An 18,085-nucleotide genomic window follows, 5' to 3' on the forward strand; every position below is an offset into this window, starting at 1 on the left:
CCCATGTCTCGCACTCGGGGAAGCTCTACAACGGCCGCCCGGCCAAGCACGTCGGTGACCGCCTCGGTGAATGAACTCCAGAAGTCTCGGCCGAACTGGGGGCACTCGTCCTCTACCGTCATGGCGTGACAGTCCTGATCATCGGCGGCAGCGGGTTCCTGGGCAGCGAGCTGGTCCGCCAGGCAGCGGCAAGGGGCCGGGTGACCGCGACCTTCGCCACCAGGCCCGGCACCACTCCAAAGGAGGTCTCGTGGCTCGGTCTGGACCTGCGGGACGCCGACGGCATCGAGGAGGTGATGGCGAAGGCGGAGCCGACCGTGGTCGTCAATGCGAGCAGCGGCGGCTTCGACTGGACGGTGACCGCGGAGGGACCCGTCCGGGTGGCGCTGGCCGCCGCCCGGTACGGCGCCCGCCTGGTCCACGTCTCCAGCGACGCCGTGTTCTCGGGCACCCGCGTCCACTACGACGAGTCCAGCCTCCCCGACCCGCTCACCCCCTACGGCGCCGCGAAGGCCGCTGCAGAAACCGGCGTCCGCCTCGTCCACTCCGGTGCCGTCGTCGCCCGCACCTCGCTGATCATCGGCGACCGCCGCTCCGAGCACGTCGCTCTGGTCCACGACCTCGCCTCCGGCACCCGCGATGGCGTTCTGTTCACCGACGACATCCGCTGCCCCGTCCACGTCACCGACCTGGCCGCTGCCCTCCTCGAACTCGCCTCCCACAGCACATCCGGCATTCACCATCTCGCAGGCCCCGACGCCGTGAGCCGCCACGAACTCGGCACCCTCATCGCCGCACGCGACGGCCTCGACGCCACCCGCCTCCCGGCCGGGCTTCGGGCCCGCAGCGCCGTGCCCGGTGCACTCGACGTCCGCCTCGACAGCCGCCGCACCCAGAGCGGGCTCCGCACCAGGCTGCGCGGCGCGCACGAGTTCCTCACTGCGAACGGGTGAGCGGAGTTCCGAGGAACAGGCAGAGCATCCGGCTCGGCGCTGTCCCAGCGTCAGTAGACGTGAAGCGACCCGTTTTGGAAAGTCGTCTGGTGCAGATGAGGGCTGCTGCGATGCTGGCGAAGGCGGCGAAGTGGTCGGCTTTGCGTTCGTAACGACGATGGAGCCGGCGGAAGCCACCGATCCAGGCGGATTGAGAGAGAAAGGGAGGCCTGGCATACATGGGAAGCTCCTATATTCGGTTTCATGGCGAAGGGTTCTGGGCGTCGGACAGTGAAGTCGAGATCTGGCTCTACTTCCTCTGTCTGGAAATTGATGCCACGCAGGATCAGCCGAATTGGCTTCGTGAGGTTCGCGACAGCTGGTACACACATGCCACGGTCGGCTTCACTGGCTGTGTCGACCCCTATCTTGATCGTCATATCGGTGCCGACGAAGACCATCGCGAGATCCTGCTGGCACTTGCTGATCGAGCCCGTGAGCGGGTACGAGGGTATTCGCCCAGCATCCCGCGCGACGTCGCGAACAGCTGGCAGACGGGTGCTGACGGATCCGAGTTCACGCGTGATCTGGAGGTGCAGCCGCTCCTCGACGTCGCGGACAAGTTCATCGGTCTGCTTCGGCTGCAGGGGCTGCGGCGGTAGCGGATCACCACGAAGTCGCAGCCATAGCTCTTCCCGGCGAGAAGCCGACCCGGGGAGAGGGGCTGCCGAGGCACACCCACCGAACCACACGCCCCGCGCCCACCCGCGGCGGGGCCAGCGGCCCCCAGTCAGGCCGCTGCCGCTGGCCCAGCCTCACCGTCGGCATCCGGCGCCGAGCAGCAGATCGCCGAACTGGACGCCCTCAGCGCCCATCAGGGAACGGATCATGGAGCCCATGCAGCAGATCGATCACGACGCCATGGCGGAGGCCTTTCCCGACGGACTCCTGCTCCTGCCGGACCATCTGGCCGCCCGCATCGCCCACGCCCCGACCCGGGCATTCCTGCGTGATGTCGGCCTCCCGGACCGCGAGCGGTGGTTCGAGTCGAGCCAGGAGCTTGCAGACGGCCGCATCGAGATCGGAGGCGAGGCCTGGCAGCGGGTCGCGCAGCAGTACTCCCACTGCACGTTCGACATGTCCACATGGCTGGCGCTCGGAGGCATCGGCCTCGACAGCGTGGCGGTGGACACCGTGACCGGGCTCGTCTACTCGATGCCCGACGGAGGATCACCGCACCTGCTGAACAGCAGCGTCCGGGCGCTGGGGACGTTCCTGTACGCCCTGGAGATGGAGCGCGGCGCCTACGATCCCGAGGCCGACGGCGAGGCCGACCCGGACGGGCGGTGGAGCGGCTGCTGGAGCTGCTGCGCACGGTAGACCCGGCCGCCGCGCGTCAGGCGGCACTGGAGTACGAGTACGGGGGCTCCACGTGGTCCATGGTTCTGCACTACGTCGGCAACATGCTGGGCGACTAGCCACAGAGGAAGGGCGGCGGTGGCTCCGACGCCGACGCCCTTCCTCTGTGGCCCCGACACACGCACCGCCCCGCACCGAACCCGGTCCAGCTCCGAGACCCGCGCCCCGGCCGGCACCGCCAGCGGTCCCCACGGCGGCCAGTTGTGCTCTCCAGCCCGCGAGCCTTGAGTACGCACCGTCACGTCGTCGCGATCCAGGATGCCGTTTGCTTCCCCGGGCGCGGACGGCAGACTGTCGAGGTGGACTCTGATCTCTATCCCGACATTGCCGCCGCGGGCAGCCTGTCCGCGCTGCTCGAGCAGACGGCGGCCGAGTCTGGGGTTCCTCTCGTGGTGGCGCCTGGCGGCTGGGGGTCGCCTACTTCTGCGGCCATCGCATCCTCGGTCCCCGATCGGCGGCCTCTGTCCGTGCATATCGGAGCCGAGAGTCGATGGTTCGGTGTTTCCGGCTGGAGCCAGGGCGTCGAACTCATCACCGGAGCGACATCCGACCTCGCGGCCATCGTCAGGGCGGGCGTGGCCTGGGGGGAGGGCAGGAGCCTGCGGGAACTTCGGGAGGAGCTGCCGTTCCTGCACACCTCTTCGCGTGCCGAGGCCCACGAACGTGGGCCGGCCGAACTGGTCGAGCTGCAGTGGCTGATGATGCGGGAGCAGGCGGCCGAGGCTCCGGACTTCCACGGGTTCGCAGCACTCGTGGAAGCGGCTCATGGCGACCCGCGGCTGCGACAGCTCTATGTGTTCTCCAGCCACTGGACGCTTGGCTTCAGCTCCTGCACCGGGTCCCCGTTCCGTGTCGAGGTGGCCATCGCCCCCTCCCACCATGGCAACCCCTACCGAGTCCAGGAGCACCTGCACTCCAGCGTCATCGCAGAAGCCACCACGGCCGCGGAGGCCGTCGCCCTGGCAGCGGCCCACCTCCCCGCCGGCCTCGGGCCAGCCGTCGCCGGCACTGCCGCGGCCGCTGGGTGATCCTCGGAATCCGTCACCGACAGTGAGAAGCTACGCGGCCAGATGACCTTCCCAGCAGGTGGCCGTACACGGGGAATCCCAACTGGCCGCTGACAATGTGCCTGAACGATCAAAGCTGCCTTCGCTGACAGGGCTCTTTGAATTGAATTTCCCTACCTACTGCTCTGGCGTTGGCCAGACGTGCTCGCCCGAGTTCCCCACGTCTGTGCCGGCGGGGGGTAGCCCTGCCCTGCTGCGAGCCGGCGAGGGACGGCTTGGTTGGATGCCTGCATGACGGATTGGTCGCAGTTGAAGCACGCGTACGGCACCGCCGAGGACATCCCGGTCCTGTTCGAGCGGCTTGGCACCGAGCCCAACGATGAGACCTGGAGCGACCTGTGGTCACGGTTGTGCCATCAGGGCGGTGTCTACTCGGCGAGCTTCGCTGCCCTTGCCCTGCTGGCCGATCTGGGAAGTGAGGCGGGCAAGGACGGCGACAACGCCTTGCTCCTGGCCGGAGCGATCGCCGCTGCTGCCGACGATGAGACCCGCGACCAGCACGGCGCCTCGATCGAGCGGCTGCGGACTCTGGCCCACGCTCGGATCCGCCGCCCCGCGGAGCCCGCCTTCTACGTCTATCTGCTGCAGTGCGCCATGGCGCTTGACGGTGTCCCCGTCTGGTCCTCGGCCCTGGAGGGCTTGGCCGGCGGGACCATCGAGGTGTTCTGCCCCGAATGCGAGATGGGGGTGTTCGTCTCTGTCGGTGAGGGCGGCTACTTCTCCGCCGTCGGTGACTGGGAGCCCGGCGATCCGCAGGGCCCACCGCTTCGCGCCACCGCGCCGGCCGACCTTGAGGGGCCTGCGAGTGTGCTCTACGACGCGGCCGGCGAGGCCGGGGTCGGCACCGTCGCGCTCGCCCTCACCTACCTGTTCGGCGAGGGAACGTGCGGCGAATGCGGCGCCGAGTTCTCGATCGCCGAGCAAGTGGCCGAGCAGTACTGAGACGCCCCGCGACCAGGGCTGGCCGGAGCAGGAGAACCAATGCTCTCTGCTCCGGCCCTGGCCAAACGTGCTCAGGTGATCTCCCCACCCATCGTGTGATCTCGCCCTGCATGTCCAGTTGGTTCGTGTCCTGCCGGAAAGTCTGCGTTCGCAACGAGTTCGGTCTCGGCGGCGAGGGTGCGGGGGTGGTGGGGTCCGAAGTGCTCGCGACAGGCGGCCGCGCAGCGGGCGAGGTGCTGGTCGGCCTCGGTACGCCGGCCTGCGGCGGCGATGGCGCCGGCCAGGGTAGTGGTGGCGCCCGTGACGTCGAACCCGCTGGCCGCGCCCCTCGCAGTGAGGGCGCGGCCGGCGGTGCTTCTCAGGGCGGTGGCAGCCCAGTGCCCGGCACCGAAACCCGCCCCGGCCGTTCCGGTACGAGGGGTGCGCGGCCCGGTCAGTGCGGTGCGACTGCTTCGCCGCCGGCCTCGATGGCGTCGAGGACTTGGTGGTGGTAGTCCTCGAGTTGGCCGTCGGGCACGGGGTGGGGGCTGCCGGTGAGGGTGTACCACTCGTCGGCGCCGGTGTACTGGAGGGCGACGTCGACCAGGCCGTCGCTGCGTCGGGTGGTGCGTACGGTGAGGTCGCCGGTGATGACGCCGACTTCGTCGGTCATGGCGCCGCCGGGGCCGGTGGTGGCTTCGTCCTCGCACAGGGCGGGTTCGATGGCGGGCATCAGGCGGTGGGGCAGGTGTCGAGCATGTCGCCGGGCGCGGCCTTCTCGGGTTCGGTGGTGTTCAGGCCGTAGAGGTATTTGATGTCGCCCCGGGCGCGGGCGTACTCGCACCAGTAGGACTGCAGCGGGGGCTTCCACTGGTCGGGGGACTGGTCGCCCTTGGAGCGGTTGGAGGTGGCGGAGACTGCGACGAGCTGGCTGTGGGTCAGGTCGTTGGCGAGGGCCTTGCGCTTGGCGGTGTCCCAGCCGTCGGCCCCCGACCTCCAGGAGTTCGCCAGCGGAACGATGTGGTCGATGTCGAGCAGCTTGGAGTCGGTGAAGGTCTTGCCGTCGTAGGGGGAGGTCCAGGTGCCGGCGACGGCGCGGCACTGGGCGTCGGTGACGACGTCCTGGCCGTCTCGTTGCAGGACGATCTCGCGGGTATCGCAGGTGCCGGACTGCATCGCCCAGTGGGGGAACTTGGCCCTCGAGTAGCCGGTCATGGGGTGCGGGGCTTCGATGGTGAGGGTGTCGATCTCGGCGCGGACCTGGTCGGCCGACGGCGGCGCGGGCAGCGCCCGGTCACCTGCGGTCAGGGGGGTAGGCGCCGTGCCGGGCCGGGCGGAGGCTGCCGTGGCCGGGGCGAGGGCGGTGGCCAGGGAGAGCAGTAGGGCGGCGGCTGCATGGCGCCACCTGTGGGAAGTGATCATGGGATACAGGTAGCCGAGCAGGGCACTGACCCCGCGATGCGGCGTTCGTTCGTAGGCGTGCCGGATTGGCGGGTTGACTTCGGACAGCCCCGGATCCGCTTCGGCGCGGTGGCGATCAGTTGATCCCGCGGATCGTGGGCTCCGGGGCGACGACATCTACGAGGTTCGCCAACATGTCGGCGAACACCATGGCGATCTGCCACCCTGTCTCGTCCTGGGCCTCGACCGCAGCCAAGCAGCTTCGCCGAACCTCGGCCCCCGCGGCCCGGTTTCTGAAGAGTGTTGTGTTCACGCGCATTCTGGACTCGCAGTAGGGGACGGTCACGCCGTCGATCTTCTGGAGGAAGACGGTGATGCTGCGAAGGCCCTTGATGAAGGAGTGGACCGCTGGGGCCGACTCGTCGGCGGTGATGAAGGCGCCGAGGGTAGTCCTGACGTCGGAGGTGGCCTTGTAGGTGGGGAGGCCGGGCACAGGTACCGCCCAGTTCCGATCGGCCGAGCAGAGCCGGGCGGCGGCACGTTCCGTGGGCGTCATGTGCTGCACGGCACTGCTGAGGAGCTGACGGGCTGCCAGGCCCAGGGAGCCTGGCACCTTTGCCCAGCAGGCGAGGACCTGGCAGGCGTACAGCAGCCGTCGGCCGCGGCTGCTGGCGGCGTCCTTCGCGGCGCGCAGCAGATGGGCCTGGGCCTGCGTGTGGCGGCCCGCGGCATCGATGAGGACTCCGGCCAGGACGCGGTAGTCACCGGTGTAGCACTGGGCGATGAGTTCGGCGGCGTGCTGGACGAGGAGGTTCTGGTAGCGGGGGTGCTGGCGTGCGAGGTCGTCGTCGAGGAGGCTGAGAGCCAGCTTGGCCCCCGGAAGCAGCAGCATGCTCGCTTCGTCCTGGGCATCGAGCGTGCGCAGGGCGCCGACGAGCTCGCCGCGCAGATGGGCGTGCTTGGTGAAGACGCCTGCGGCCGCCAGAAGCCAGGTGTTGCGCCAGGAAGGGTGCCGAGCGAGCGTCTCCAGGCGGGGGATGATCGCGTCGTCGGGGCCCGAGATGAGGGCCCGTGCGGCGGAGTATTCCTGCAGGCTACGGACCTCGAACCCGATCTGACCCAGTTCAGGTGCCACGAGAAGAACAAGGCGGTCGGTGGCTGCGGCGATCAGCTTTGCTCCCAACGTGCTGGCCCGCTGAGGATCGTCCGTCTCCTCGACGAGACGCTCCTCCAGCCGCTGCTTCAGCTCCTCCTGGTCCATGACGGCGTCCCGTCGGCCGTACTGTGCTGCGCGGGTCTGGAGCAGGACGCCGACGTACTGGTGGAGCCAGTCGACGTGCTGGCGGTTCTCCGCGAGCAGGCGGCCGGTCTCGTTCGGCTTTCCGACCTCCCGCTCGTAGATCGTGTTGTAGTAGGCGTCGAAGAGCTCGAAGCGGTTCTGCGGCATCCGGGCGTGCTTCTCGACCAGCAGCGACATGATGGTCACCTGCAGGGGAGAGCGCATCAGGCGGGTCGTCGCGGTTTCCCGTGACGCCTCGGCGACGCGCCTGCCCACCTCCTCGTGCATGTCGGGGTCGTCGTGGTGCCGAGCCTTCACGAGCCGGTCCGCGTAGTGCAGCGCGTCGGCCAGGGACATCTCGGTCAGCATGACGGTCTCGTAGTCGCCGCGATGGAACTCCCCCTTGTACCCCTGGGGGCGGGTGGTGCCCACGACGAACAGGTCGGCATCGAGTCCCCGTGCGTAGGTCAGGAACTCGGAGATCCGCGTCATGACGAGGTCTCGCATGTGGGTCGAGGCGACCTCGTCCAGGCCGTCGAGGACGATCACTGAGGGCCACGTGCGCAGCCAGCGGGAGAGCGTCGCCGCCTTGACACCGGGAGCGCGCTTCTCGACCTTCTGCGCGAGGAAGTGCAGCAGGCTGAGCTCCTCGCCGCCCAGGATCGCGTTGGCGTAGTCGTGCAGCGCGATCCGCAGCGGCCACCGCCGTGCCCGCGGCTTTGGGAAGGAGATCTCGTCGAGGTCACGGCGCAGGGTCCGCAGCGCCTCGCGCGCTTCGCCGGTCAGCAGGTGCTCCCCCTCCTCGTCCAGGAGCGCGACCCGGTAGGCCTGGCAGATTAGCTGCCCGAGCGTGCTCTTGCCCTGGCCCGGACCGCCGATGACCAGGATGTGGCGGGGGTCCTCCGCGGTCTGCAGGGAGGGACGCATGATGCTGTCGCCTCGCTCGATCGCGTACTCGCCGGCGCGAACGAACTCCGGATCATTGCCGGTGAGGCGGGCCTCCAGGTCGACGGCCACCGGTCCCAGGCCGATCTTGCCGCTGGCTTCCGATCCCGCCTGGCCCAGGCGCACCCACTGATCGGCCATCAGGTCCATCGCGGCGTGAATCCGGATCATGTCGGCGGTCTCGGCGGTGGCGTCCGGCAGAACGTCGAGCAGCCGGCTCAGGACGTCGCCGGGGGTGATGAAGCCCGCGTAGCTCTGGCGCACGCCCGGGTACATCTCCAGGTAGCGGCAGATCTCGTCGTAGTGCCAAACGTCCCAGCCCTTGAGGCGGATCTTGAGGCGCTTGGCCTCCGCCGCGATGTGGGCGCGCACACGGTCGATACCGCCGGTGCCCGGTACGGGGGACAGGACCACGTTGCTGGTGAACAGCATGTACTCCGGCAGGTCACCGCGCCTGGAAGTAGAGGCCGCCCATTGCTGCAGCTCCCCCGTGATAGCGCGCTCCATCCAGAGCGTGTCAGGAACTCGCTGGTTCTCCCGCTGGCGGTACTTGGCCTGCACCACCCCGTACCCGTCCCAGGCCTGCCCTTCGTGCGGGTAGGTCACCGGGCCGCGGAAGGTGGCCTCCCGGCCGCCGTCCTTGCCGTCGCCGAACACGCTCACCCCCGGACCCAGGACGCACTTCGCCAGCGACTGGGACAGGTGCTCGAACTCCCGGGGGCCCAGTGCACTGAGGTTGTAGTCCATGAACACATCCTCTCGGCAAACCAACGCCGGCCAGGTGCACTTGCTCGAATCGGTTCCTCCGGCGAGACGTGGACTGGGTGGTCAGATCGACGAAGTCGGTGACGCCGAGGACCTGTCTGGCGGCGTGGGCGTCGGTGAGGGCCTGGTGGGTGGTCGCCGTCGACAGCGGCCACCGACCAGGCCCCGCGCGGCACGTGCCGTGCTGGCGGGGCACGACTGACCGCCCATCTGGGCATCCCCCAGACCCGACGCCAGGACGTAGCCGAATGCACCTGCGAGGCAGCCCACCAGACCCGCCAGACCACCGATACCGCCAACCGCCGTCTCGCCGGCCCCGCTGCCCAGCCCCTCCACGCCGCCCTCGACCGCGCCGGCCTCCACAACCTGACCGATGACGACCACCAGGCAGTCCGCGACCTCACCCCCGCCACGCTGGCGGCCCGGACGCCGACACCGAGGCCGGGGCGGACCCCGGGCCCGGCATCCGGGCGGGGGCCGAGACGGCGGATGTCCAGCGGCGAGCCGCGCCTGCGAGGCACGGAGAGGAGTAGCCCGGTCGGGTGAAGACGTCCCCGGCCGGGCTACGCGGCTGCTCCGTTCGTCCTACAACCCGTCAGGGGACGTTCCTAGCGTCGCCGGTATGACGAACCGCCTACACGCCACTACCCCGACCACGCCCCGGTCCGGCGCCTCTGCGGTGCCCCCTGCCAGCCCCGCCCGCAGCAGAGTCACCGGCCGGCGGTGGACCGCATGAGCCTGACCTCCGGTCTCAGCTGCCCCCGCACTCCACTGCGCCGCTTCCTGGACCGGGAGATGTCGGCGGGTCCCAAGCCGCTGCGGGAGAACTTCCGCGCCCGGTACGCCACTGACCCTGTCCTGCTGCCACCCGAAGGGGTGGGAACCGAAGCTGGCACCGTCGGGACCGCGATCGACCAGCGCTTGCGCCTGGCGTTCACCGCTGCAGCCCCCGTCGATCTGGCCACGCGTCTGGGCATCGAGATCAGTCGGGGCATGGGTGGCCGCCGGGCCGGTGAACGTATGGGCGTCGTTGGCGAGCAGATTCTCCAGCGCCTGGCCGAGACCGTTCACGCCCTGGACCTGGACAACAGGGACCTGCCGATGGACCGCACCTGGGAAGAGGAACAAGAGCTCGCGCGGGTCCTGCTCACCGCGGCCTGGTACCAGGTCGCGGCCCGCAACCCCTACGGCTTCACCTACACACCGCTGTTCCTGACCGCTGTTGAGGCCCCCAAGGACTTCACCCTCGAGCGACTTCTGGACCTGCCCCACCGCGACCTGGTCGAGGACGTCACCGCCCAGCTCGTCCACGCGTCCGCCGGCCCCCTCCAGAAGTTGCGCGCCTCCACCGATCCCGCCGGCTGCACGGGCGGCGTGATGTTCGCCGGCGTCGACATCACCGCCGATGCCGACCTCCTGGTCGACGGCACGCTGATCGAGATCAAGAGCACCCGCCATCCCCGCCGCTTCGAGAAGGCCACCGCCTGGCAGCTCCTCGGCTACCTCCTCCTCGACACCGTCGACCATCACCGCATCGACACTGTCGGCCTCTACCTCACCCGCACCGCCACCCTGGCCACCTGGCCCGTCGAGGACTACCTCGCCCTGCTCGGCGCCCGCTGCCGCAACCTCACCCAGCTGCGCGCCACCTTCGCCGAGCTGCTCACCGACTGCCCCGCCGATCAGGAACCCTTCGAACTCGACGAGCAGCACCGCGTCCAGCGACTCCTGGAACGCCTGGCCACCTCCGTCCCGGCAGGCCACTGCCCAGTCTGTGCCCAGGCGATGCCGCCGGCATCCACCGGCCGGGCCCGCCGCTACTGCACCACCTGGTGTGGTCGCCGAGCCCCAGGACTGCGGCAGCGTGGGTGGCTTTCCGGCGGGCTGTCGGGTCCGGCCATCGCCGCGTGACCTCCCCTCTCCCCACGGCGCCACCGGACAAACGGCGACGATCGCGGTGAAAACACCTTCAGCTTGCTCGGGGCAGTGTCACGATGGCGCGATGACGTTGAGGAGCCCTGAGTATGTAGTTCGCCCCGTCCAGCCCGACGAGATCGACAGCGCTGCGGAACTGCTTGCCCTGGCGGGCACCCAGGACGCGACCGCATTCAGTTCGATCCTGCACGCCTTTGAGGACCAGGTCAGAGCTGGTGCGCCGAAGGCTTACCTGATGGGTGCCTTGGTAGCGGTCGCGCCGGATGGGACGCTGGCCGGTGCCGCCTTGGCTGGCCCGGTCGCAGCCAGCCACTGGGCGAAGGACGTGGTTCGGAATGCGGGTCTCACCGCGGAGCAGAGGGAAATCTTCCCAGAGATCCTTGCCGAGATGACCGATCTTGGAGTTCACCCGGACCACCGTCGCCGCGGAGTCGGTCGCCAGTTGGTCGCCGAGGTCCATCGGTGGGCAGGGAAGGCGGGCTATCGCGGGATGGTTTGGTTTTTTCCCACCTACCGGGCCGATGCGCTGGCTTTTCACGAGGCAGCAGCCCCCGTGACGACCAAGCCAGGCAAGCGCATCCAGTTCCGAGTCGATGACTTGGACATCGCCCGCGATCTGTCGGACGGTGGCCTCCGAGCCGCATTCGCTCCGGTGAGGCGTGGGGTCAAGGTCGGGTGGGATGTCGAAGGAAACATGATTGTGGTCAACCTCTGGCCGGAGACCATGCCAACCACGTGAGGCTTCTGCCCCAAGCACCCCGACGGAGGCAGGAGGAAGCGACGTGATCGAAAGAAGCGGGCCAAACGGGCCGCGCTGATGAGGATCCGCGAAAACGGTTCTGGCCGGAGTTCCGTGAATGATCTTCTGTTCGGCGCCAGGTGCTGGGCAGGGACCTCGTCGCGGACTGTGCCGCTCTGCTGCGCCGCGCAGGACGTCGTGATCACCCCCGGAATCGCACAATTGCACGGCATACTGAGCGGATGAGCGTCGAGGCGGGGACGGGCGAGCGCCAGCATGGAGGCTGCGGGGCACCCAAGGAGGTGTTGAAGCGTACGGCGGAGGGCCTCGGAGTGGTCCTGCCCGAACCGGACGATGAGCTCTTGGGCATCGCGAAGTACAGCGGCGAGGAGTCCGGCCGGCGGGTGACGGTGCGTCCGCCCTACGATCAGTCCTGGGGTTCGAGGTTCCTGTCGGTATATCCGACCGGCGAGCAGTGCGGGGGCTTCTGGATGGCCCTGCAGAGCCGCGGCGTACTCATGGCCGGCGGGTGGGTCATAGAGCCGGCCGAAGTGGTCAGGGCGACAGCTGCGTGGATCGGCGGTGCGCGGCTGTGCGAGACCAAGGCCCTGGCTCCGGGCATCGCGTACCGCCCATGGGCCGTGGAGCACGAACAGGAGCCTCTGGACGCGGTCGAGTTGGTGTGGCACACCAAGCTCGACCGCTTCCACACGTCGTCGTGGGGCCGGTTGCCCCGCACGCACGCGCTGTTGGTGGCCGCGCACTCCCAGCCGCCGCTCCGCAGGCTGATACCGATCACCAGTCACTTCAATGTGTGGTTCTCCACCAGGATCGAATTCCCCCAGAGCAGACAGGCAGGGTTCGGCCACTGGGCAGGGCAGGTCGGGTACGGCCTGTTCCCGCACGATGAGCGGCTGTACGGGGTGCGGCGCCGGGGCGGGGAACTGGTCGCGCGCACCGAGACGCCCGAGGAAGCCGTCGCCCTCCTGGTGGCCGCGCTCCCGGATCAGCCGTAGCACGCGATCCAACCCTGGCGCGATTCTGTGAGTGATCACGACGTGCCGCGCGGCGGAGTGGGACGGTGCGGTCCACGACGAGGTCCCCGTCCAGTACCCGCTGCCGAACAGAAGATCATTCACGGAACTCCGGCCAGAGCCAAATTCAACGAGCCCTATCAGCGCCCTGTCGGTGCTCCCGCTCGCCGCCTCTACAGTTCCGTCCATCCGCACGCCGCCTGCTGCTACTGCTGAGCGGGTGCCAGATGGGTGCGGACGGGCCGCGTTGGATGAGGTCCTCGATGCGGGCGGCGACGGCCGGGTTCTCTTCGGCGGCCAGGCGCAGGTCCGCCACCGCCGAGCGGACCCCGGCGGCCGTCGTGCCGACCAGGACCACCAGCAGCCGAGGGAACGCTCGCCAGCGCCGCTCCCACGCCCGGCCCCGGTCGCCCGGCCCGGCCTGCTCCCACAGGGCTGCGCAGGCCGCCAGCTGCGCCGCGGTCTCCTCGGCGCCGACCCCGGGGCGGTGGCGTTCGACGAACGCCCGCAGCCGGTGGCGCTCCTCGCCGGTGCTGGCGGTGTAGGCGAGCTCGGCGGCGGGCCGGTACGCCGCCCCTGCGCCGGCCGGCAGTTCCGGGGCGGGGAGGAGGTCGGGCGGGCCGCAGTCCTCGCCGCGCTGGCGGGCGTCGGCGACGAAGGCGGTGTGGAGCCCGTCGGACGCCGAGCCAGGACCTGCGCGTTGCCGCCGTCGGCCAAGCACACCATCGTCTACTGGACCGACCCGCGTCTTGGACCCTGGGCGTCCTGGATCTCGTCTGAATCGGATAGTCGGCGGCCTCGGATGCCATTTGTTTCGGGGCGCGCCGAGGGTCAGCCTTCTTCAGGTCCTTCGGCTTCGGACTCGTTGTCCAGGGGCACGCCGTCCGTATCTGACTCGCCATTGCCGGATTGGTGGGCGCTGTCCGTGATGGATCCCTCAGCACCGGTCGCCTTCTCCTCGGCCGACTGGTCCCGGGTGAGGCGCGGCGCCACTCCGTACTGGGCCTTGAATGTCTCCGCTGCGAAGGGCAGATCGTACTTCGGCAGGATTGAGGCAACGTCGAAGGTGTACTTCGGCACGATGCTGCCGAAGTCGAACGTGGGCACCAGGGGGCCGAGGTCGAGCTTCGGCACGATGCTGCCGAAGTCGAACGTGGGCAGAACGGGGTTGGCGTACATCTGCACGTGGGGCGCGACGTCGAAGACTGCGGGCAGCTCGGACGGCCAGCCGAACATGGCGGGCAGGGCTTCCGCCGCCGACTGATGGGCGGTGTCGAGCCCTCCCCCGCGTTCAGACAGCCGGGCCATCGCGCTGTCGTAGGCCCCTTCGCCGGGGGCGGGTGGCAGAGGGTCCCCGGTCGTCAAAATGGTCGGCTCCTCACCCTCATCTTTGGTCGAGAACAGAATCTTCAGCCGCCAGGTGCATGCGACAGCCGAAAAGACACCGGTGACGGGGGCGACCACGCCGACCAGCAGCCAGCTTGTGTTCGCGGTGTACCACGTGTCGCCTTCGATCTCGTGCCCCGTCACGTCGGTGACCTCGAGAAGTTCGGCTTGCGGGGGTAGGACCCAGGACTTCCATCGCACGGTTGCGGCGGTGCTGGTGAGCCCCAGGAAGCCCGAGGCAGGGCCGGGAATGCTGGCGGCGATCTGCCCGATAGCCGTGCTGGCCCGTACCGACCGCAGCAAGTCCTCAGCTGCGGCCCCGGCGTCCTTGCCGGAGACGGTGGTGGTGTACTGCGCTACGACCTCGTCGAAGTTCTTCAGGCGGGTAAGGCGCCCCTGGTAGGGGCTGAGGTCCTGGTCCATCGGGTACGGATATGTCGTTCCGTCGCCGAAGTCCTTGTGGTTGTTCGTCACGAAGCAGACTTCTTTGCCGGGGTTGGCCTCCAGGTACTCCAGGATCGAGAACCAGATTGCGGCGTCGCGGCCGCCCTCGGCCTTCTTCTCGCCCTGGCGCGCGGGTGGGAGGGCGAGCGCCTCCCTGGCGAGGGCCTTACGAGCGGCCTTTCCGCTGGTTTCGATCACGTCGAAGATCTCGCCGTACAGCCTCCGCCAGTGCTCCTGGAAGCGCTCCAGATCGATCTCTTCCACTCCGCCTTTCAGGTCCCACACCATGACCTGCTTCAGCGTCGTCAGCGCCTTGACGACGGCCTGATGCCTCGCCATGTACTGCTTTGCTTGGTGGGCGACCATCTCCTCCAGCACCATCCACGGCACCGCCACCGCGTGATGACCGGACCTGCGGAGCTTGCGGATGATGTCGGCCCGTGAGCTGTCAGGGTTAATCAAGTTCACGGCATTCGTGTCGAAGATGATCACGCCACTCCTCGGTCAGTTGCTGCGCAGTCATTCTCCTCGACGACATGGGTCAGAGGTCGGCTGGGCGCTACTCGCTCAGTTGGGATCGGTTTGGGGAAGAAGAAGTGGGATACCGACGATCGGAACCTGCAGCAGCCCGTCGATGCCGCCAAGTGCGTCCAAACTGGCCCCTCGCGCTGGCGAACCGTCAGGGGGCGGTCGCGGGCCTGTCCGTCGACTGCTGACGCGGCCGGTGGTGCAAGGAGGTCCGTGACTACAACGACGACGGGTGGCGCGAGTACGACGATGCTGTGCCCGTCGTCGCGACCACCCTGGAGCTGCTGGCCGGGCACGGGCCGCTCGGGCCGGTGTGGTGGCGCTACGGCCGCCCCGGCCGGCACTCCCTGCTCGAGGCGCTGGAGGACCCGGACAACCGGGCCGCCTACGAGCTGCGCCAGGCGGCCCGTGAGGACGAGCGGCACAAGGCCCACCAGGAGCTGATGGACTCCTTGGTCTGCGCCGACTGCGGCGACGTTCCCGAGGAGGAGAGCACCTGGGTGTACGGCCGCCGCGTGGAGTGGGCCCGCCGACCGGGCGGCCGCTGCCGGCCCTGCCACAAGGACCGCGAGGAGCGCCTGGAACGGCTGGAGGCCGCCCGTACGGCGAACGCGCGGCTGCGTCCGTGCTGGACGTGTCGGGGCTCGATTGGGGGGAAGGCGGACTCGAAGCTGGAGCTGCGGGAGGAGGCCCGGCCGGACCGGTTGGAGTACCCGGGCTGCGTACAGGCCTGCATAGCAAAGGACTTGGGCCCATTGGTGCTGCCGGTCCCGACCAAGCGCGAGCTGGTGGCCGCGCTGGCCTCCACTCCGGATGATCCGTGGTGGGAGGACCGCGTGCTGCACGCGAAACTCTACCCGGCGAGGGGCCGCAGAGTGTGACCTGGTGGCCGGTGTGGGCGTGGAATGGCCTCGGAGGCTGTGTTGTATGGACCTTTGGTTGGACCTGTTGGGGGTGCTGGGTGGGCGTGAGTCGAGTCGAGGTGGTGACTGTGTGTGGTGGTTGGTGGGGGCGGGGGGCGGGTCGGCCCGCTTGAGGGCCGGTTGGGCATTGTTGGATGTGTTTTCGGGGGTGAATTCAGCCGGGTATACCGTTTGACTGTTTTGGCGGATTGGTTGCTGGGGGTGGTCTGAATTCGGGTCGGAATTGCGGGGCGGGGGTGGTGGTGGGGTTGGTGTTCGGTTTGGTGGGGCCGGGCTGGGCCCTGGCCGCCGTGACGTCGGTGGGTGGCTGCCCCGTCCAGGCCGCACCCCTTCCTGGTGCCTGCTGCCGCCGTCCCGGGGCCGTCCGGGCCTTGCTGCGCCGCCGTTGCCGTCCCGCCGTGCTGGCCGCTGTCCGGGCCGCGCCGCCGTCCGGGCCGTGCCCGCCGCTGTGCGCCTCGCTGGGCGGCTGGGTGGCCGTCAGGCCGCCCAGGAGGCTGTTCTGGTGGTCGTCCTGGTAGTGGGTTGGGGGCTGTCGCGCCGCCCTGTCGTGTGGGGTGCTGTCGCGTGCTGTGGCGTGGGCGGATACCCCTGATCCCCTGTGTGTGGTCCGGGCGCGACAGGCGGGTGCGACTGGGTGCTGGGTGGGGCCGCGGCTGCTGCTTGGGTGCTGGCGGCCGCGAGGTGTGGGCTGTTCTGGCCGCGGTCCGGGGCCTGTCCTGGTGACCGGCGCCGCCTGCTGTGTTTGCGGGTGGTGCCCTTCGGCGCGGTCCAGCCGGGGGCTGCCGTCCCGCTCCGGTCGGTGCCGGCCTTGCTGCGTCGCCGTCCTGGCCGGGTTGGTGGGGCGTCATACTGCGCGTCGTGGATCGCGAAGACCTGATTGTTGCCCTTGAACGGCATGGGACTGTTGCCGCTGGCCATGTTGCCCTGGCCTTGCGTGCTGGGGCCTCGTTCCGGGTGTGGGCGGAATCGAGGGCACCGGCCAGCCGGCTTCTCGACATCTGGGCGTGGCGGGCCCAGTGCATGGCGGAGGACGGTGTCGTCACCTGCAAGGACTTCGAACAGGGCTTGCCCGACCTGCGGCGTGCGGGTGACACCCCGGTCGCCTTGGGGCGCGTGGATGTCACCGGAGACTCGCGTTTGGTCTTCCTGGCCGCCGATCTGAGGTCGTGTGTTGCTGTGCTGTAGCACTACGAGGCCGTCGACAGGGTGTTGTACCTGCTGCTCGGGCCGGCCTTGGCTGCGCCCCCGCCGACCGCTTTCGTGCTGCTGCGCTTGGCCGCTGTTCTGGTCGGCCGCCAGGCCGTCCCGCTGTGCTCGTGCTCGCCCTGGCCGCCCGGTGCCGCGCCCCGCCGTGCTCGCCCTGGCCGCCGTCCTGGTCCGGTGTTCGGTTTGGTGTGGCCGCTCCGGGAATTGCCCGGGTGATGCCGGTCGGGATTTCCTGGGCGTCCTGGAACGGCGGTCGCCGTGTCGGCCTGGAAGGGCCGTAGGCCCCTTTCCGAGGTGCCTGAATTCGATTCCCTGCCGCTGCGGCTCGAAATTGGTTCGGATTGCTGCTCGAAAGGGAGTGGCAGGGAGTTCTGATTTCCGCCTGGAGTGCGGCAGGATAGAGCCGTGGTGGGCGGTTGTCGTGAGGTTGCCTGTGCGCGTCCAGAGCCCGCCAGGGAATCGGTGGGATAGGGCTCTGCGGAAGCCGGTGAAACGCCGCCGGAAACCCTCTAAAAATCCTCCGGATTCCGGTTCTGAGTTTGTGGTTGGGGGCCCGTCAGGGTTCGTTGTGCGGGGTGTTCGTGAGGGTTCGTCACCGGGGTTGGGGGAGGCCGGGCCGGACCGGTGGCTCCGAGGGTGGCCCGGGGGTTGCTCCCGGGGGCCGCAGGCCCCGTCCCGGGGGCGGTTGCCGGGCCATCGGCCCAGCAACCGCAAGGCGTGACGGGGCCCCGGGTGCCGTACCGGCCGGGACCGGGGGGAGGCCCCGGGGGTGGGGTTGTGGCTGATACCGGAAGTCCGCGACACATCGTCAACGACGAGGGGCCGCAGGCCCCGGCCGGTACCCCGCCCGTCCGGAGGGATGGGCTGCTACCCGAATTTTGCGTCACATCGTCAACGCTTACTCCCGGGCGCAGCCCGGGAAATCCTGTCAGCAAACCGGCCCGTAGGGCCGTGAAAGCACCGGCCCAGTAAGACCGGAATGTCGACCGGTTGACGGGCCGTAGGCCCGGAGGAAAGGCCGCCGAAAGGCGGAGCGTAGCGACGCCAAAGCCCCACCATCAACTACGTGAGCAAGCCTGCGAATTCGCCGCAGGCGAATTCCCTCAATCACCCACTCACCTGCCGAGGCGCAGCCGAGGCCAACGCCACGCATGGTGACGG

15 protein-coding genes and 1 pseudogene are annotated in these 18,085 nt (G+C 69.2%); 10 read left to right on the forward strand and 6 right to left on the reverse strand.

The features are described from left to right. Window positions 1–125 precede the first annotated feature (125 nt). Window positions 126–953 (forward strand): SDR family oxidoreductase, encoded by an 828-nt coding sequence (locus ACFW1A_RS25145; RefSeq protein ID WP_380411998.1) that lies wholly within the window; start codon window positions 126–128, stop codon window positions 951–953. Window positions 954–1,029: 76 nt separating this feature from the next. Here ACFW1A_RS25145 and ACFW1A_RS25150 read toward each other — a convergent pair. Further along, a pseudogene (locus ACFW1A_RS25150) lies at window positions 1,030–1,140 on the reverse strand (IS5/IS1182 family transposase); the annotation flags it as partial. 31 nt (window positions 1,141–1,171) lie between these two features. On the opposite strand from ACFW1A_RS25150, the gene ACFW1A_RS25155 reads away from it, so the two are divergent. The 4 genes from ACFW1A_RS25155 (at window position 1,172) to ACFW1A_RS25170 (ending at window position 4,360) form a co-directional block, all read left to right on the forward strand. Next, the gene (locus tag ACFW1A_RS25155; RefSeq protein WP_380412001.1) at window positions 1,172–1,594 is read left to right on the forward strand and encodes a hypothetical protein; all 423 of its coding nucleotides are present in this window, start codon (window positions 1,172–1,174) and stop codon (window positions 1,592–1,594) included. A 235-nt stretch (window positions 1,595–1,829) separates the two neighbouring features. Further along, window positions 1,830–2,312: an SUKH-4 family immunity protein gene (locus ACFW1A_RS25160; RefSeq protein ID WP_380412004.1), complete on the forward strand. Its 483-nt coding sequence runs from the start codon at window positions 1,830–1,832 to the stop codon at window positions 2,310–2,312. A gap of 338 nt (window positions 2,313–2,650) precedes the next feature. Continuing rightward, window positions 2,651–3,379: a DUF6193 family natural product biosynthesis protein gene (locus tag ACFW1A_RS25165; protein WP_380412006.1), complete on the forward strand. Its 729-nt coding sequence runs from the start codon at window positions 2,651–2,653 to the stop codon at window positions 3,377–3,379. Between the two features lie 288 nt (window positions 3,380–3,667). Beyond that, window positions 3,668–4,360, forward strand: coding sequence for a hypothetical protein (locus ACFW1A_RS25170; RefSeq protein WP_380412009.1), 693 nt, complete (start codon window positions 3,668–3,670; stop codon window positions 4,358–4,360). 433 nt (window positions 4,361–4,793) lie between these two features. Here ACFW1A_RS25170 and ACFW1A_RS25175 read toward each other — a convergent pair whose 3' ends face one another. The 3 genes from ACFW1A_RS25175 to ACFW1A_RS25185 all read right to left on the reverse strand — a co-directional run bounded on the left by ACFW1A_RS25175 (window position 4,794) and on the right by ACFW1A_RS25185 (window position 8,711). Further along, on the reverse strand, window positions 4,794–5,072 hold the full coding sequence (locus ACFW1A_RS25175) for a hypothetical protein (protein WP_380412013.1): 279 nt from the start codon (window positions 5,070–5,072) through the stop codon (window positions 4,794–4,796). Further along, window positions 5,072–5,761 carry a DUF1524 domain-containing protein gene (locus ACFW1A_RS25180; protein WP_380412016.1) on the reverse strand — a complete coding sequence of 230 codons (690 nt, stop codon included), beginning with the start codon at window positions 5,759–5,761 and terminating at the stop codon, window positions 5,072–5,074. Before ACFW1A_RS25180 ends, ACFW1A_RS25175 begins: the two co-directional genes overlap by 1 nt. A 115-nt stretch (window positions 5,762–5,876) precedes the next feature. Beyond that, a complete protein-coding gene (locus tag ACFW1A_RS25185; RefSeq protein ID WP_380412022.1) occupies window positions 5,877–8,711 on the reverse strand; it encodes an NACHT domain-containing protein in 2,835 nt (944 codons plus the stop codon). A 750-nt stretch (window positions 8,712–9,461) separates the two neighbouring features. On the opposite strand from ACFW1A_RS25185, the gene ACFW1A_RS25190 reads away from it, so the two are divergent. From ACFW1A_RS25190 to ACFW1A_RS25200, 3 genes are all read left to right on the forward strand, one after another. Then, window positions 9,462–10,640, forward strand: coding sequence for a hypothetical protein (locus ACFW1A_RS25190; RefSeq protein WP_380412025.1), 1,179 nt, complete (start codon window positions 9,462–9,464; stop codon window positions 10,638–10,640). A gap of 91 nt (window positions 10,641–10,731) precedes the next feature. Continuing rightward, on the forward strand, window positions 10,732–11,403 hold the full coding sequence (locus tag ACFW1A_RS25195; RefSeq protein WP_380412028.1) for a GNAT family N-acetyltransferase: 672 nt from the start codon (window positions 10,732–10,734) through the stop codon (window positions 11,401–11,403). A gap of 242 nt (window positions 11,404–11,645) precedes the next feature. Then, the gene (locus ACFW1A_RS25200; protein ID WP_380412031.1) at window positions 11,646–12,419 is read left to right on the forward strand and encodes a DUF6193 family natural product biosynthesis protein; all 774 of its coding nucleotides are present in this window, start codon (window positions 11,646–11,648) and stop codon (window positions 12,417–12,419) included. 145 nt (window positions 12,420–12,564) lie between these two features. Here the strand turns inward: ACFW1A_RS25200 and ACFW1A_RS25205 are convergent, their stop codons facing one another. Together ACFW1A_RS25205 and ACFW1A_RS25210 are read right to left on the reverse strand one after the other, a co-directional pair. Continuing rightward, on the reverse strand, window positions 12,565–13,158 hold the full coding sequence (locus ACFW1A_RS25205; RefSeq protein WP_380412034.1) for a hypothetical protein: 594 nt from the start codon (window positions 13,156–13,158) through the stop codon (window positions 12,565–12,567). 110 nt (window positions 13,159–13,268) lie between these two features. Beyond that, complete coding sequence (locus tag ACFW1A_RS25210) at window positions 13,269–14,759, reverse strand: PIN domain-containing protein (RefSeq protein ID WP_380412037.1); 1,491 nt, start codon at window positions 14,757–14,759, stop codon at window positions 13,269–13,271. A 290-nt stretch (window positions 14,760–15,049) separates the two neighbouring features. Here ACFW1A_RS25210 and ACFW1A_RS25215 point away from each other — a divergent pair, with 290 nt between their 5' ends. Further along, entirely contained in the window at window positions 15,050–15,676 is a 627-nt protein-coding gene (locus tag ACFW1A_RS25215; protein WP_380412040.1) for a hypothetical protein, read from the forward strand. Between the two features lie 900 nt (window positions 15,677–16,576). Next, window positions 16,577–16,903, forward strand: coding sequence for a hypothetical protein (locus ACFW1A_RS25220; protein ID WP_380412042.1), 327 nt, complete (start codon window positions 16,577–16,579; stop codon window positions 16,901–16,903). Window positions 16,904–18,085 lie beyond the last annotated feature (1,182 nt).

The organism is Kitasatospora sp. NPDC058965 (assembly GCF_042741245.1).
In the GTDB taxonomy this organism is placed as follows: Bacteria; Actinomycetota; Actinomycetes; order Streptomycetales; family Streptomycetaceae; genus Kitasatospora.

Bases quoted from the DNA above. Each gene is read 5' to 3' on its own strand.
- ACFW1A_RS25155 (WP_380412001.1), top strand. From the start codon at position 1,172: ATGGGAAGCTCCTATATTCGGTTTCATGGCGAAGGGTTCTGGGCGTCG.
- ACFW1A_RS25160 (WP_380412004.1), top strand. From the start codon at position 1,830: ATGCAGCAGATCGATCACGACGCCATGGCGGAGGCCTTTCCCGACGGA.
- ACFW1A_RS25175 (WP_380412013.1), bottom strand. From the start codon at position 5,072: ATGCCCGCCATCGAACCCGCCCTGTGCGAGGACGAAGCCACCACCGGC.
- ACFW1A_RS25180 (WP_380412016.1), bottom strand. From the start codon at position 5,761: ATGATCACTTCCCACAGGTGGCGCCATGCAGCCGCCGCCCTACTGCTC.
- ACFW1A_RS25185 (WP_380412022.1), bottom strand. From the start codon at position 8,711: ATGGACTACAACCTCAGTGCACTGGGCCCCCGGGAGTTCGAGCACCTG.
- ACFW1A_RS25190 (WP_380412025.1), top strand. From the start codon at position 9,462: ATGAGCCTGACCTCCGGTCTCAGCTGCCCCCGCACTCCACTGCGCCGC.
- ACFW1A_RS25195 (WP_380412028.1), top strand. From the start codon at position 10,732: ATGACGTTGAGGAGCCCTGAGTATGTAGTTCGCCCCGTCCAGCCCGAC.
- ACFW1A_RS25200 (WP_380412031.1), top strand. From the start codon at position 11,646: ATGAGCGTCGAGGCGGGGACGGGCGAGCGCCAGCATGGAGGCTGCGGG.